Here is a 13,067-nt window from a genome sequence, read left to right as displayed (position 1 = left end):
TTAGTCCTCTCGGGCAAATAGTGCCTCAATAAAGTCGTCCGCTTTAAACGGACGTAAATCCTCAATACGCTCGCCCACACCGATGTAACGGATAGGAATATTGAACTGATCGGCCACGGAGAAGATCACCCCGCCTTTCGCGGTGCCGTCCAGTTTGGTCAGCGTGATCCCGGTCAGCCCTACCGCTTCATGGAACAGCTTCGCCTGGCTGATGGCGTTCTGTCCGGTGCTGGCATCAATGGTCAGCATAATTTCATGCGGTGCCTCTTCGTCCAGCTTCTTCATGACGCGGACGATTTTCTTCAACTCTTCCATCAGGTGCGCTTTGTTCTGCAAACGCCCTGCGGTATCGGCAATCAGCACATCCACGTTACGCGACTTCGCCGCCTGAATGGCGTCAAAGATAACGGAGGCGGAATCCGCACCGGTATGCTGCGCAATCACCGGAATGTTGTTACGCTGGCCCCAGACCTGCAGCTGCTCAACCGCCGCCGCACGGAAGGTATCACCTGCCGCCAGCATCACCGATTTGCCCTGCTGCTCAAACTGTCGCGCCAGCTTGCCGATGGTGGTGGTTTTCCCCACACCGTTCACGCCAACCATCAGAATAACAAATGGCGTTTTGCCTTCAATATTAAGCGGTTCGTCAACTTTTGCGAGGATTTCGCCCATCTCGTCTTTCAGCAGACCGTACAGCGCTTCGGCGTCACGCAGCGCCTTGCGGCTCGCCCCTTCGGTCAGACTGGCGATGATCTTACGGGTTGTTTCCACCCCAACGTCGGCGATCAGCAGTTGCTCTTCCAGCTCTTCAAAGAGATCGTCGTCGATCTTCTTGCCGCGGAACAGACTGATAAATCCGGAACCTAAGTTTTCTTTGGTTTTGAGCAGGCTACGCTTCAGGCGGGCGAAGAAACCTTCTTTGGTGGGTTTTTCCTGCTCCTGAGCAACCTCTTCACCCTGCTCTGGTTGCGCTTCCACCGGCACGACGATAACCGCTTCTTCCGCCGCTTCTGCCGCCAGCGCCTGGGCTTCCAGCTCTTCGTCGGTAAGCGCTGGCTCGTCTTGTGCTTCTTCTTCCACCGCCTCAACAATTTCGACGGTTTCTGCCTCGGCCTGCCACTCCTGCGCTGAAACCTCTTCGGCTTTCACCTCTTCCGGCAGCGGCAACGTTTCATGCTCGATAATCGCCTGCGGCGTATCGATAACGTCTTCTACCACAACGGGTTCTGGCTTCTCGCTTTCCTGAACCTGTTCGGTAACTTCCACCACCTCTTCAGCAAAGGCTTCGGTCTCTTCTTTGCTGTGCGCGTGCTCTTCCGCGTCGACAACGGCGGCAGTTTCTACCGGCGTTTCAGGCTGAGACTGCTCTTCAACGGCTTGTTGTTCTTCGGTTTTCTGCTCTGTTTCTTGCTCTTTTTCACCGAAGCCCAGCCAGGAAAAGAAGCCACGTTTTTTTTGTTTTGCCATCTGCGACTACACTCCTCGCGGCGCTATATACATGGAAGCTAAAAAAATGATGAAATAGTCTAACACTTTACTTAATTGACATCACCGCCCGCAATCGCAGGCCAATTGTTAACAGAGCTTTCCAGAGATGAAGAAACCCAACCGCGCCCCAGCCGGTCAAATTCGTATTATCGGCGGCCAATGGCGAGGCCGGAAATTACCGGTGCCGGATAGCCCCGGACTACGCCCAACCACGGACCGCGTACGCGAAACGCTGTTTAACTGGCTGGCCCCCTCAATGGTGGATGCCCACTGCCTTGACTGCTTCGCGGGCAGCGGCGCGCTGGGTCTGGAGGCGCTGTCGCGCTATGCCGCCAGCGCCACGCTGCTGGAAATGGAGCGCGGCGTTGCGCAGACGTTGCAGCAAAATCTGGCAACGCTGAAAGCGACCAACGCCAAAGTAGTGAATACCAACACACTGAGCTTCCTCGCGCAAAAGGGCACGCCGCACAACGTGGTGTTTGTCGACCCGCCGTTCCGCAAGGGGCTGCTGGAGGAGACGTTATCCCTGCTGGAAAACAACGGCTGGCTGGCGGATGACGCGTTAATCTACGTCGAAAGCGAAGTCGAAAATGGTTTACCGCCGGTCCCGGTACACTGGGATCTGCACCGAGAAAAAGTGGCAGGTCAGGTCGCTTATCGTCTGTATCACCGTCAGGCACAAGGAGAATCCAATGCCAGTACTGATTAATGTGGGACGTTTGTTGATGCTGGGCGTCTGGGCATTTCTGCTCCTCAATCTGGTGCACCCGTTCCCGCGCCCGATGAACATCTTTGTGAACGTGGCCTTTATCTTTACCACCTTCATGCACGCCCTGCAGATGGTGATGCTGAAAAACGGCCTGCCAAAAGACGGTCCGCAGATGACCGGCTGGCAGCAGCTGCGCGTGTTTATTTTTGGCGTATTTGAACTGCTGGTGTGGATGAAGAAATTTAAGGCCCAGGCGAAGAAGTAAGGCGCATCAAGCCTTAGCCTACCCCTCTCCCTGCGGGAGAGGGAACATTACCGATCTGGCGTAAACCCTTCAAACCGCGACCCTTTGTAACTCAGAATCCCTTTTTCTCCCACCGTCAGTTGATGGTACTGCTGCGCCTCCAGACGGTAGGTCATCTCCAGCCCGCCGGTTTCCGGCTTAAAGCTCGCTTCAAAGCGCACGGTGGCCCCCGCCGGCGTAACCTGCTGCTGGCGCGAGCGTCGGTCATTGAGGGCTTTCTCGCGTTTATTGCTTACCACCACGCGTTTTTGCATCAACGGCGCGGCATCGTTGTCCGCCTTCTCACGGCGCTGCTGCACGAAACGAAAGGAGGCGGCAATGACGATAATCGCCACCACGATAACGAAAAAAAGCGGCATCTTGCTCATTCAAAAATCCCATCAGATTATACGGAATTCAGCATACCTTGCCTTCCCCGGCATTGCCAAACGCCTGCCCCCATCACTACACTGAAGAAGAAACTGATTATTCAGACTCAACAGTTACAGGGAGTTAATATGCTTTGGTCATTTATCGCTGTCTGTTTTTCCGCATGGCTTTACGTCGATGCATCCTATCGCGGCCCTGCCTGGCAGCGATGGTTGTTTAAACCCGTCACGCTGTTGTTACTCCTGCTGCTTGCCTGGCAAGCGCCCATGTTTAACGCCGTCAGCTATCTGGTTCTTGCCGGTCTGTGTGCGTCCCTGATTGGTGATGCCTTAACCCTGCTGCCGCGACAGCGCCTGCTGTATGCCGTTGGGGCATTTTTCCTGTCGCATCTGCTTTATACCATTTACTTCGCCAGCCAGATGACGCTCTCCTTCTTCTGGCCGCTACCGCTGGTGCTGCTGGTCATTGGCGCGCTGCTGATCGCGGTGATCTGGACGCGTCTGGAAGAGATGCGCTTGCCTGTCTGCACGTTTATCGCCATGACGCTGGTGATGGTATGGCTGGCGGGTGAACTGTGGTTCTTCCGTCCGACGGCACCGGCAATGTCCGCGTTCTTTGGTGCCACGCTGCTGTTACTCGGGAATATCGTCTGGCTGGGCAGCCACTATCGTCGCCGCTTCCGTGCGGATAACGCGATTGCCGCCGCCTGCTACTTTGCCGGGCACTTCCTGATTGTGCGTTCACTGTATATCTAAATAAGCCTTGACTCTGGAGTCGACTCCAGAGTGTATGCTGCGGTTAATGAGAAAATTATCATTACCGGAGACTGCCATGTCGACTCCAGAAACACCTAAAAAAGTTCCACAATTCTCGGCACTTAAGCTCAGCCCCGTTCCCGCGAAGGACGACTGCTGCTGCGACGGCGCATGCGAAACGCAAAACACGCCGCCGCTCCCGGAAAGCGCAAACCGCTACAGCTGGGTGGTCAACGGTATGGACTGCGCGGCCTGCGCCCGTAAAGTCGAAAACGCGGTAAAACAGGTCCCGGGCGTCAGCCACGTCCAGGTGCTCTTCGCCACCGAAAAGCTGCTGGTCAGCGCCGATAATGACATCAGCACGCTGGTTGAAGCCGCCGTCAGTAAGGCCGGTTACAGCCTGCGCAGCGAAACCGCACCTGTCGAAAAGACGTCAGCCCTGCGAGAAAACCTGCCCATTATCACCCTTGTCATCATGATGGCCCTGAGCTGGGGTCTGGAACAGTTTAACCACCCGTTCGGTAACCTGGCGTTCATCGCCACGACGCTTGTCGGACTGTTCCCGATTGCCCGTCAGGCCGTGCGGCTGATGAAAAGCGGAAGCTGGTTCGCCATCGAAACGCTGATGAGCGTGGCGGCGATCGGCGCGTTGTTTATTGGCGCGACGGCGGAAGCGGCCATGGTGCTGTTGCTGTTCTTAATTGGCGAGCGCCTTGAGGGCTGGGCGGCGAGTCGGGCACGGAAAGGGGTCAGCGCGCTGATGGCGCTGAAACCGGAAACCGCAACGCGGGTGACGGGCAGCGAACGCCAGACGGTGGCTATTAACACGCTGCGCCCGGGTGATGTGATTGAGGTCGCCGCCGGCGGGCGTCTACCTGCGGACGGTGAATTGCTTACCGCCACGGCGAGTTTCGATGAAAGTGCCCTTACTGGCGAGTCGATTCCGGTTGAACGCTCAGCGGGCGAGAAAGTGCCTGCAGGCGCCACCAGCGTCGATCGTCTGGTGCAACTCACGGTCCTCTCCGGACCGGGTGAGAGCGCCATCGACCGCATCCTGAAGCTGATTGAAGAGGCCGAGGAGCGTCGCGCACCCGTTGAGCGCTTTATCGATCGCTTCAGCCGGATCTACACCCCCGCCATCATGCTGGTCGCCCTGCTGGTGACAATTATTCCACCGCTGTTCCTGGGCGCAGCCTGGGAAGGCTGGGTTTATAAAGGTCTGACGTTGCTGCTGATTGGTTGCCCGTGCGCGCTGGTGATCTCCACGCCGGCGGCCATTACCTCCGGCCTGGCGGCCGCGGCGCGTCGTGGAGCGCTGATTAAAGGCGGTGCGGCGCTGGAGCAGCTGAGCCAGGTGCAACATATCGCCTTCGATAAAACCGGTACGCTGACGGTGGGTAAACCGCAGGTCACGGGCATTTATCCTCAGGAGGTCAGTGAAAACACGCTGCTCACCCTGGCCGCTGCCGTCGAACAAGGCTCCACCCACCCGCTGGCACAGGCAATAGTCCGCGAAGCGCAGTCGCGTGGGCTGGACATCCCTGCCGCCACCGCACAGCGGGCGCTGGTCGGGTCCGGGATTGAAGCCGACGTTGAAGGGAATAACGTCCTGATCGTTGCCGCGAATACGTTTCCGGCGGCCGGGCTGAGCCAGCAAGTCCAGGCGCTGGAACAGGCCGGGCAAACCGTGGTGATGGTGGTGCAAAACGGCGTGGCGATAGGGATGCTGGCACTGCGTGACACCCTGCGTGACGATGCAAAAGACGCCGTCGCCGCGCTGCATCAACTGGGCGTACAGGGGGTGATCCTCACCGGGGATAACCCGCGAGCCGCGGCAGCGATTGCCGGTGAACTGGGGCTGGCGTTCAAAGCAGGGTTATTGCCTGCGGATAAAGTGCGCGCCGTAACGGAACTGAACAACCATGCACCGCTGGCAATGGTGGGTGACGGCATCAACGATGCCCCGGCGATGAAAGCCGCCACCATTGGCATTGCAATGGGCAGCGGCACCGACGTGGCGCTGGAAACTGCCGACGCGGCGCTCACCCATAACCGCCTGACCGGGCTGGCGCAGATGATTGCTCTGGCGCGCGCCACGCGGGCCAATATCCGTCAGAACATCGGGATTGCGCTGGGCCTGAAGGGGATTTTCCTGGTCACCACGCTGCTCGGTATAACCGGCCTGTGGCTGGCGGTGCTGGCGGATACCGGCGCGACGGTACTGGTGACGGCGAACGCGCTCCGCTTATTACGTCGACAATAACACAAGATGCCCTCTCCCACCGGGAGAGGGCGGAAAACGGCGTCACTGCATCCCTAACACGCGCGGCAGCCACAGCGAGATGGCCGGGATGTACGTCACCATCGCCAGCACCACCAGCAGCATGCCGTAAAACGGCAGCATGGCGCGAACCACATGCTCGATTTTCTGTTTACTTACCGCGCTCGCCACAAACAGCACCGAACCGACCGGCGGCGTAATCAGCCCGATCCCCAGGTTCACCATCATGATCATCCCAAAATGCACCGGATCGATGCCCAGCGAATTGGTCACCGGCAACAGCACTGGCGTCAGGATCAGGATGATCGGTGCCATGTCCATTAACGTGCCGATCAGCAGCAGCATGATGTTGAGATACATCAGGATCACGTACTTGTTATCGGAGAGTGAGGTGAAGAACTCGGTGATACGGCTCGGGAGCTGCATGTAGGTCATCACCGCGCCAAACGCCGCCGCAAAGCCAATCAGTATCATCACGATGGTGACGGTTTTCACCGTCCTGCACATCAGCTTCGGCAGCTCGTTCCATTTATAGTCCCGGTAGATAAACATGGTGACAAAGAACGCCCACAGACAGGCCACGGCAGCGGATTCCGTTGCGGTAAATATCCCGGACAGTATCCCGCCGAGAATAATCACCACGGTCATCAGCCCCCACAGCGCGTCCAGCGTGATTTTCAGCGCCTGCTTAAAGGGAATTTTTTCCCCTTTCGGGTAGCCACGTTTGCGGGCAAAGCCCAGACACATTGCCATCAGGCTTACGCCGAGCAGCAGCCCTGGCAGCACCCCCGCGATAAACAGCGTCGCGATAGAGACCGTCCCGCCTGCCGCGAGGGAATAAATTACCGAGTTGTGGCTGGGCGGGATCAAAATCGCCTGTACCGACCCGCTGGCGGTCACCGCCGCCGCATAATCGCGCGGATAGCCCTTCTTCTCCATCTCCGGGATCATTACGCTGCCAATGGAGGCCGTATCCGCCACCGACGAGCCGGAAATCGCGCCGAAGAACGTGGAGGCCACAATATTCACCAGCGACAGCCCACCGCGAATAAAGCCAACAAACACGTAGGCGAAATTGACCAGCCGTCGGGCAATCCCCCCTTCCGCCATAATCGCACCCGCGAGAATAAAGAAGGGGATCGCCAGCAGCGTGAATTTATTCACCCCGCTGGTTATCTGAATCATCAGCGCCTCGAGGGGTAAATCTATCCACAATGCGCCCGCGACGGCGCTTAGCCCGACGGCAAAAGCCACCGGCATCCCCAGCGCCAGCAAAATGGCGAGGGTGAATAACAAAACGAATGCATCCATTGTTCACCCCTTAACTGTGGTTGCCGATCAGCACGACGGGACGGTTTTCCTGCGAGCCAAACAGCAGGCGCTCAATCACAAACAGGATCAGAACGGCAGAGCCCACCGGCAGCGGCAGATAGCTCTCGCCGGAGGTCAGGACCGGAAATTCGGCGACCGGTTGCTCCCAGAGTTCGACGCACAGCCAGTAGCTGTACCAGAACATCAGGCCAGCGATCAGCAGCATCAGCAGATCAACGGCCCGTGCGCAGACGGTTTTTAACGGCCCGGGCAGCCGGTCGGTGAGCATATTCACCGCAATGTGCGAACCGGCACGGTAGCTGACCGCCGCGCCGATAAAGGTGAAGGTCACCATGCAGATGATGGCAACCGGCTCCGGCCAGGATTCACCGCGGTTAAGCACATAGCGCGAAAAAATGCCGATGGGGATCACAATCGTCATCACCAGCAGCGAAATGCCCGCCACGGCCATCGCCAGCAGGTAGAGACGGTCCATCCACTTCAGATAGAGTTCGGACATACGTACTCCGGTTACTTGACGTCAGCGATGGCTTTCATCAGACCCTGATGCTTTTCGCCATACTGGGCGCGCACCGGCTCTGTGGCTTTGATAAATACCGTTTTGTCGATCTCGTGGAACTGCACCCCGCCAGCCTTCATTTTTTCCAGCGCCTGGGCGTTATAGGCTTCCCACAACTTACGTTGTTCAAACTGGGCTTCACGGGCCAGGGTCAGGATCTTTTTCTGCTCGTCGGCGCTGAGTTTGTCCCACTTCACTTTTGAGTAGAGCAGCATTTCCGGGGTGATAAAGTGGCCGCTGAGGGTGTAGTTTTTGGCGACTGGCATATAGTTATGCGCGACATAGGTCGGTGGATTATTCTCCGCGCCGTCAATCACGCCGGTTTGCATCCCGCTGTAAACTTCGCTCACCCCCATTGCCACCGCGTTAGCGCCCATATCTTTCAGCGTCGCCAGCGCCACCGGACTGCCCTGTACGCGGATTTTCTTCCCTTTCAGATCGTCGGGTTTAACAATCGGATCTTTGGTGATCAGGTTGCGGGTGCCGGAGTCCATCCAGCCGAGGAATACCAGTCGTGATTTCGGGTTGGCGGTTAGCTTATCGCCAATTTGCTTGCCGATATCCCCGTCGATCACTTTGTGCATGTGGTCTTCATCGCGGAAAACGTAGGGCAGCGTGAAGACTTCGATATCGGGCAGGATGGCCGCCACCGGCGCCATCGAGACGCGGATCATATCGATCGCCCCCATCTGCGCCTGCTCAATCATCTGTTTTTCATCCCCCAGCACGCCGCCGGGGAAGACCTTGATCTCCAGCTTGCCGTCGGTTTGTTGTTTGAGTTTTTCACCCATTTGCTGAACCGCCACCACGTTCGGGTAGCCTTCAGGGTGCACATCGGCGGCTTTGATGGTTTGCGCAGCGACAGAGCAGGCAAAAGCGGAGAGGCACAGGGCGGCCAGTAACGGCTTGAGGGTCGTTTTCATCGGGTCAACTCCAGGGTAGTGAGATAAGCGTTAAAACAGTGTTTTATTTTTGTACGCTTAAAAACTAGACTACGGCCGGAAAAGCGGAGGTGAAGCGCCTCACAAAAGCGTGAAATTTTGAAACGATGGTTTAGAAAGGTTTTCTCCCTCTCCCGGTGGGAGAGGGTCGGGGTTAGGCCATCAGGCCGCAATTACCCCTTACGGATCACATACCGGTACGGCAGCGTTTCGGTCTGCTGTGCCACCAGCTCATGTTCCATAAAGGTACAAAAACCGGGAATGTCGCGGGTGGTGGCGGGGTCGTCGGCGATGATCAGCAGCGTCTCACCGGTCTGCATGTTGCGCACGGTTTTACGTACCATCATTACCGGCTCCGGGCAGCGAAGGCCCTGAGCATCAAGGGTGTGGTCTGGGCTGGAAAACAGATCGGTCATGTTCTTCTCGGTCAGGTAAAAACGGCTGTAGTTTACGCCCCATCGTCGGCAATGCAACCAGGTTAACGATTGCGTAAAAACTAACCATTGCAATGTCCGGCCAAAGCAGTATCATGCTGCGGTTTTTATTGGGTTCCCTCACCCCAACGTATAAAAAGGTTACAACATGATGCAGTTTTCTGATTCACAGCGCGTTAAAGCGTTGTTCTGGCTTTCGCTTTTTCATTTGCTGGTGATTACCTCCAGCAACTATCTGGTGCAACTCCCGATCTCCATCTTTGGTTTTCATACCACGTGGGGCGCGTTCAGTTTCCCGTTTATTTTTCTCGCCACTGATTTGACCGTGCGTATTTTCGGCGCACCGCTGGCTCGCCGCATTATTTTTGCGGTCATGCTGCCGGCGCTGTTCATTTCGTACGTGATCTCTTCCCTGTTTTATATGGGAAGCTGGCAGGGGTTCGAGGCATTAACGCACTTCAACCTGTTTGTCGCCCGTATCGCCTCCGCCAGCTTTATGGCCTACGCGCTGGGGCAGATCCTCGACGTTCACGTGTTTAACCGCCTGCGTCAAAATCATCGCTGGTGGATGGCACCCACGGCGTCCACGCTGTTCGGCAACGTCAGCGACACGCTGGCCTTCTTCTTTATCGCATTCTGGCGTAGCCCGGACGCATTTATGGCCCAGCACTGGATGGAAATCGCCCTTGTGGACTACTGCTTCAAGGTGCTTATCAGCATTGTGTTCTTCCTGCCGATGTACGGCGTCCTGCTAAATATGCTGCTGAAAAGACTCGCAGATAAATCTGAAATCACAGCATTGCAGGCTGGTTAAGGGTTCGCTTTATCAGTTGTGATAAGATGAGCCAATCAGCCGTTATGGCCGTTTATCGAAAGGAAGAAGTTAATGCGCAATCTGGTTAAATATGTCGGGATTGGCCTGCTGGTTGTGGGCCTTGCAGCCTGTGATAACAGCGACACGAAAACGCCTGCTCAGGGCGCGTCTGCAGAGAGCAACGCCACCGGTCAGCCGGTGAGTCTGCTGGACGGTAAACTCAGTTTCTCTCTGCCGGCAGATATGACTGACCAGAGCGGCAAGCTGGGTACCCAGGCGAACAATATGCACGTTTACTCCGATGCAACCGGGCAGAAAGCCGTTATTGTGATTGTGGGCGACGACACCAGCGAAGACCTGGCCGTCATGACCAAACGTCTGGAAGATCAGCAGCGCAGCCGCGATCCGCAGCTGCAGGTCGTGACCAATAAATCTATCGAACTGAAAGGCCATACGCTGCAACAGCTGGACAGCATCATCTCAGCAAAAGGCCAGACCGCTTACTCTTCCGTGGTGCTTGGCAAGGTCGATAATAAACTGCTGACCCTGCAGATCACTCTGCCGGCGGAAAATCAGCAGAAAGCGCAGACGGCTGCTGAAAACATCATTAACACCATCGTGATCCAGTAATTCTTCACGATGATGACGTGGCCTCCGGTGCCTGCATCGGGGGCCATTTTTTTAGCCGCCATGTCAGCATCAATGCGATAACCACCAGACCCGCCGCGGCAAGATAGATTACCGGTACCCCTGCCCACGCCATCACCAGCCCCGCCAGCGGCCCGGTAATGCCCAGCGACATGTCCATAAACACCGTGTAGGTCGCCAGCGCCGACCCCTGGTTCTGCTGTGGCACGGCTTTTACCGCGACCACGCCGAGTGCCGGGAAGACCAGCGAAAAGCCAGCGCCGGCGAGGAAAACGCCCATTTTCGCCATCCACGGTGCGGTGGCAATCCCGGTCAACACCAGCCCGACAATCTCTACCGCAAAGCAGATCAACGCCACATTCAGTCCCCCCAGACGGTTGATACCGTTCGGGAAGAGCAAACGCGCGCCGACAAACGCACAGCTAAACAGCGTCAGGGCAAAGGCTGCGCCGTCCCAGCCTTTGGCGTCATAGAAGAGAGTGATGAACGTGGCGATCACGCCGAAGCCGGTGGTTGCCAGCGCCAGCGCCATACCATAAGGCCAGACGCGCCCTAACACCGCCCTGAACGGCAGCGGCTTGCCTTTGCTGGCCTTCACCTTGGGGCGCGGCAGGGCAAACAGAATCGCGAGCAGCGCGACGACCATAATGGTGATAGCCAGCCCGGATAGCCCGCCATAGGCATAACAGATCACTCCCAGCGGTGCGCCCAGTGCCATCGCGCCGTAGGTGACGATACCGTTCCAGGAGATCACCCGGCCAATATGGGACGCACCCACCACACCCACGCCCCACAGCGTCGAACCGGTACCCGCCAGACTTTGTCCGATACCCAGAATCACTCGCCCCAGACAGAGCAGCGCCAGGCTGACCAGCGGCCAGTGGCTGGTGGTGGCGGCCAGCAGGTAGCCCAGACCACTCAGAAAACAGCCGCAGAGCCCCACAATGACGATGCGCTTTGGCCCAAACAGATCCGCATAGCGCCCGGCATGCGGGCGGCTCAGGAGCGTGGCGAAATACTGCAGGCTGATGACCAGCCCCGCCCAGAATGCGCTAAAACCCATGACGTCATGGACATAGCCCGGCAACACCGCCAGCGGCAGGCCAATCGTCAGATAACTGGCGAAGTTAAAAATCACAACGGAAACAATGCGCAGATTGAGGCGCAATCCGCTCAGCGCCGGTTCGGCGGCATGCTCTGGCATGGGGTTTAACCTGAATTTTTACAACAGTGTTTCACTATTACCACGGCAGGATAAGAAAATCAGCACTGACTTTCAGATTATCGGCTCCAGACGAAGCGGCCGCCGGGCACTACACTTAACGGGCTATCACATTAAGGAACCCGCATGATACCGAACCAGTCCGACAAAGCAGGACTTCACATCTTATTAAAACTCGCCTGCCTGGTGGTTATCCTCGCAGGTATCCATGCTGCCGCTGACATCATTGTCCAGCTCCTGCTGGCGCTCTTTTTTGCCATTGTGCTTAATCCGCTGGTGACCTGGTTTTTGCGCCGGGGCATCAGCCGTCCGGTAGCCATTACTATCGTGGTCATCGTGATGATGATTGCCCTGACGGCGCTTTTCGGCGTGCTGGCGGCGTCGCTCAGTGAATTCTCCACCATGCTTCCACAGTACAACAAAGAGCTGACGAGTAAGATCGTTTCGCTTCAGGAGATGATGCCTTTTCTTAACCTGCATATCTCACCCGAGCGGATGTTACGCCGCATGGATTCAGAGAAGGTCATGACCTACGCCACTACCCTGATGACCGGCCTTTCCGGCGCGATGGCCAGCATCCTTCTGCTGGTGATGACGGTGGTGTTTATGCTGTTCGAGGTCCGCCATGTTCCTTATAAGCTGCGCTTTGCGCTGAATAACCCGCAAATTCATATTGCGGGTTTACACCGCGCCCTGAAGGGCGTGTCCAAATATCTGGCCCTGAAAACGCTGTTAAGCGTCTGGACCGGGGTGATTGTCTGGCTGGGACTGATGCTGATGGGCGTGCAGTTCGCGCTGATGTGGGGCGTACTGGCGTTTCTGCTGAACTACGTACCCAACATCGGCGCGGTGCTTTCCGCCGTGCCGCCGATGATTCAGGCGTTTCTGTTCAATGGCTTTTACGAATGCATGCTGGTGGGGGCGCTGTTCCTGGTCGTGCATATGGTGCTGGGCAATATCCTTGAGCCGCGCATGATGGGCCACCGTCTCGGAATGTCGACGCTGGTGGTGTTCTTGTCGTTGCTGATCTGGGGATGGCTGCTGGGACCGGTCGGGATGTTACTGTCAGTCCCGCTGACCAGCGTGTGTAAGATCTGGATGGAAACCACCAAAGGTGGCAGCAAACTGGCGATCCTGTTGGGTCCCGGGCGACCGAAAAGCCGTCTGCCGGGATAACGGGTCCCACAACGCGTAACAGTGCAACACACCGA

At 57.1% G+C, this 13,067-nt stretch carries 14 protein-coding genes; 7 read left to right on the top strand and 7 right to left on the bottom strand.

Annotation, left to right across the window (positions count from 1 at the left end; all coding sequences use genetic code 11):
- Positions 1–1,467, bottom strand: a complete 1,467-nt coding sequence (gene ftsY, locus ACMVME_RS19365) for a signal recognition particle-docking protein FtsY (protein ID WP_025202841.1) — start codon at positions 1,465–1,467, stop codon at positions 1–3.
- 127 nt (positions 1,468–1,594) lie between these two features.
- Between ftsY and rsmD the strand changes: the two genes are divergently transcribed.
- Positions 1,595–2,197, top strand: coding sequence for a 16S rRNA (guanine(966)-N(2))-methyltransferase (gene rsmD / locus ACMVME_RS19360; protein WP_020884541.1), 603 nt, complete (start codon positions 1,595–1,597; stop codon positions 2,195–2,197).
- Positions 2,181–2,462 carry a DUF1145 family protein gene (locus ACMVME_RS19355; RefSeq protein WP_014172016.1) on the top strand — a complete coding sequence of 94 codons (282 nt, stop codon included), beginning with the start codon at positions 2,181–2,183 and terminating at the stop codon, positions 2,460–2,462. Before rsmD ends, ACMVME_RS19355 begins: the two co-directional genes overlap by 17 nt.
- A 47-nt stretch (positions 2,463–2,509) precedes the next feature.
- On the opposite strand, the gene ACMVME_RS19350 is transcribed toward ACMVME_RS19355, so the two are convergent.
- The gene (locus ACMVME_RS19350; RefSeq protein WP_068795403.1) at positions 2,510–2,869 is read right to left on the bottom strand and encodes a DUF2500 domain-containing protein; all 360 of its coding nucleotides are present in this window, start codon (positions 2,867–2,869) and stop codon (positions 2,510–2,512) included.
- Positions 2,870–2,998: 129 nt separating this feature from the next.
- Here ACMVME_RS19350 and ACMVME_RS19345 point away from each other — a divergent pair, with 129 nt between their 5' ends.
- Together ACMVME_RS19345 and zntA are read left to right on the top strand one after the other, a co-directional pair.
- Entirely contained in the window at positions 2,999–3,625 is a 627-nt protein-coding gene (locus ACMVME_RS19345; RefSeq protein ID WP_014172018.1) for a lysoplasmalogenase, read from the top strand.
- Between the two features lie 76 nt (positions 3,626–3,701).
- Positions 3,702–5,888: a Zn(II)/Cd(II)/Pb(II) translocating P-type ATPase ZntA gene (gene zntA, locus ACMVME_RS19340; protein WP_414743487.1), complete on the top strand. Its 2,187-nt coding sequence runs from the start codon at positions 3,702–3,704 to the stop codon at positions 5,886–5,888.
- Between the two features lie 42 nt (positions 5,889–5,930).
- Here the strand turns inward: zntA and ACMVME_RS19335 are convergent, their stop codons facing one another.
- The 4 genes from ACMVME_RS19335 to tusA all read right to left on the bottom strand — a co-directional run bounded on the left by ACMVME_RS19335 (position 5,931) and on the right by tusA (position 9,154).
- Positions 5,931–7,217 (bottom strand): TRAP transporter large permease, encoded by a 1,287-nt coding sequence (locus tag ACMVME_RS19335; protein WP_014172020.1) that lies wholly within the window; start codon positions 7,215–7,217, stop codon positions 5,931–5,933.
- A 10-nt stretch (positions 7,218–7,227) separates the two neighbouring features.
- Complete coding sequence (locus tag ACMVME_RS19330; protein WP_014172021.1) at positions 7,228–7,737, bottom strand: TRAP transporter small permease; 510 nt, start codon at positions 7,735–7,737, stop codon at positions 7,228–7,230.
- A gap of 11 nt (positions 7,738–7,748) precedes the next feature.
- Positions 7,749–8,720, bottom strand: a complete 972-nt coding sequence (locus tag ACMVME_RS19325) for a TRAP transporter substrate-binding protein (protein ID WP_346590180.1) — start codon at positions 8,718–8,720, stop codon at positions 7,749–7,751.
- Between the two features lie 191 nt (positions 8,721–8,911).
- Complete coding sequence (tusA, locus tag ACMVME_RS19320; protein WP_020884537.1) at positions 8,912–9,154, bottom strand: sulfurtransferase TusA; 243 nt, start codon at positions 9,152–9,154, stop codon at positions 8,912–8,914.
- A 166-nt stretch (positions 9,155–9,320) separates the two neighbouring features.
- Here tusA and ACMVME_RS19315 point away from each other — a divergent pair, with 166 nt between their 5' ends.
- Positions 9,321–9,986: a 7-cyano-7-deazaguanine/7-aminomethyl-7-deazaguanine transporter gene (locus ACMVME_RS19315; protein WP_020884536.1), complete on the top strand. Its 666-nt coding sequence runs from the start codon at positions 9,321–9,323 to the stop codon at positions 9,984–9,986.
- Between the two features lie 72 nt (positions 9,987–10,058).
- Positions 10,059–10,616 (top strand): DcrB family lipoprotein, encoded by a 558-nt coding sequence (locus ACMVME_RS19310; protein ID WP_014172025.1) that lies wholly within the window; start codon positions 10,059–10,061, stop codon positions 10,614–10,616.
- Between the two features lie 4 nt (positions 10,617–10,620).
- Here ACMVME_RS19310 and ACMVME_RS19305 read toward each other — a convergent pair whose 3' ends face one another.
- Positions 10,621–11,838, bottom strand: a complete 1,218-nt coding sequence (locus ACMVME_RS19305) for an MFS transporter (protein ID WP_414743486.1) — start codon at positions 11,836–11,838, stop codon at positions 10,621–10,623.
- Between the two features lie 144 nt (positions 11,839–11,982).
- Between ACMVME_RS19305 and ACMVME_RS19300 the strand changes: the two genes are divergently transcribed.
- Positions 11,983–13,032: an AI-2E family transporter gene (locus ACMVME_RS19300; protein ID WP_414743485.1), complete on the top strand. Its 1,050-nt coding sequence runs from the start codon at positions 11,983–11,985 to the stop codon at positions 13,030–13,032.
- Positions 13,033–13,067: the final 35 nt, after the last annotated feature.

This window comes from Enterobacter cloacae complex sp. 2024EL-00711, from assembly GCF_047529885.1.
Classification (GTDB): Bacteria; Pseudomonadota; Gammaproteobacteria; order Enterobacterales; family Enterobacteriaceae; genus Enterobacter; species Enterobacter ludwigii.
The sequence above is the reverse complement of the archived record's forward strand: the minus strand, read 5'-3'. Positions and strand labels throughout refer to the sequence as shown.

Coding starts and splice junctions, on each gene's coding strand:
- ACMVME_RS19300 (WP_414743485.1), top strand. CDS start 11,983: ATGATACCGAACCAGTCCGACAAAGCAGGACTTCACATCTTATTAAAA.
- zntA (WP_414743487.1), top strand. CDS start 3,702: ATGTCGACTCCAGAAACACCTAAAAAAGTTCCACAATTCTCGGCACTT.
- ftsY (WP_025202841.1), bottom strand. CDS start 1,467: ATGGCAAAACAAAAAAAACGTGGCTTCTTTTCCTGGCTGGGCTTCGGT.
- tusA (WP_020884537.1), bottom strand. CDS start 9,154: ATGACCGATCTGTTTTCCAGCCCAGACCACACCCTTGATGCTCAGGGC.
- ACMVME_RS19355 (WP_014172016.1), top strand. CDS start 2,181: ATGCCAGTACTGATTAATGTGGGACGTTTGTTGATGCTGGGCGTCTGG.
- ACMVME_RS19310 (WP_014172025.1), top strand. CDS start 10,059: ATGCGCAATCTGGTTAAATATGTCGGGATTGGCCTGCTGGTTGTGGGC.
- ACMVME_RS19330 (WP_014172021.1), bottom strand. CDS start 7,737: ATGTCCGAACTCTATCTGAAGTGGATGGACCGTCTCTACCTGCTGGCG.
- ACMVME_RS19315 (WP_020884536.1), top strand. CDS start 9,321: ATGATGCAGTTTTCTGATTCACAGCGCGTTAAAGCGTTGTTCTGGCTT.
- ACMVME_RS19335 (WP_014172020.1), bottom strand. CDS start 7,217: ATGGATGCATTCGTTTTGTTATTCACCCTCGCCATTTTGCTGGCGCTG.
- rsmD (WP_020884541.1), top strand. CDS start 1,595: ATGAAGAAACCCAACCGCGCCCCAGCCGGTCAAATTCGTATTATCGGC.
- ACMVME_RS19345 (WP_014172018.1), top strand. CDS start 2,999: ATGCTTTGGTCATTTATCGCTGTCTGTTTTTCCGCATGGCTTTACGTC.
- ACMVME_RS19350 (WP_068795403.1), bottom strand. CDS start 2,869: ATGAGCAAGATGCCGCTTTTTTTCGTTATCGTGGTGGCGATTATCGTC.
- ACMVME_RS19325 (WP_346590180.1), bottom strand. CDS start 8,720: ATGAAAACGACCCTCAAGCCGTTACTGGCCGCCCTGTGCCTCTCCGCT.
- ACMVME_RS19305 (WP_414743486.1), bottom strand. CDS start 11,838: ATGCCAGAGCATGCCGCCGAACCGGCGCTGAGCGGATTGCGCCTCAAT.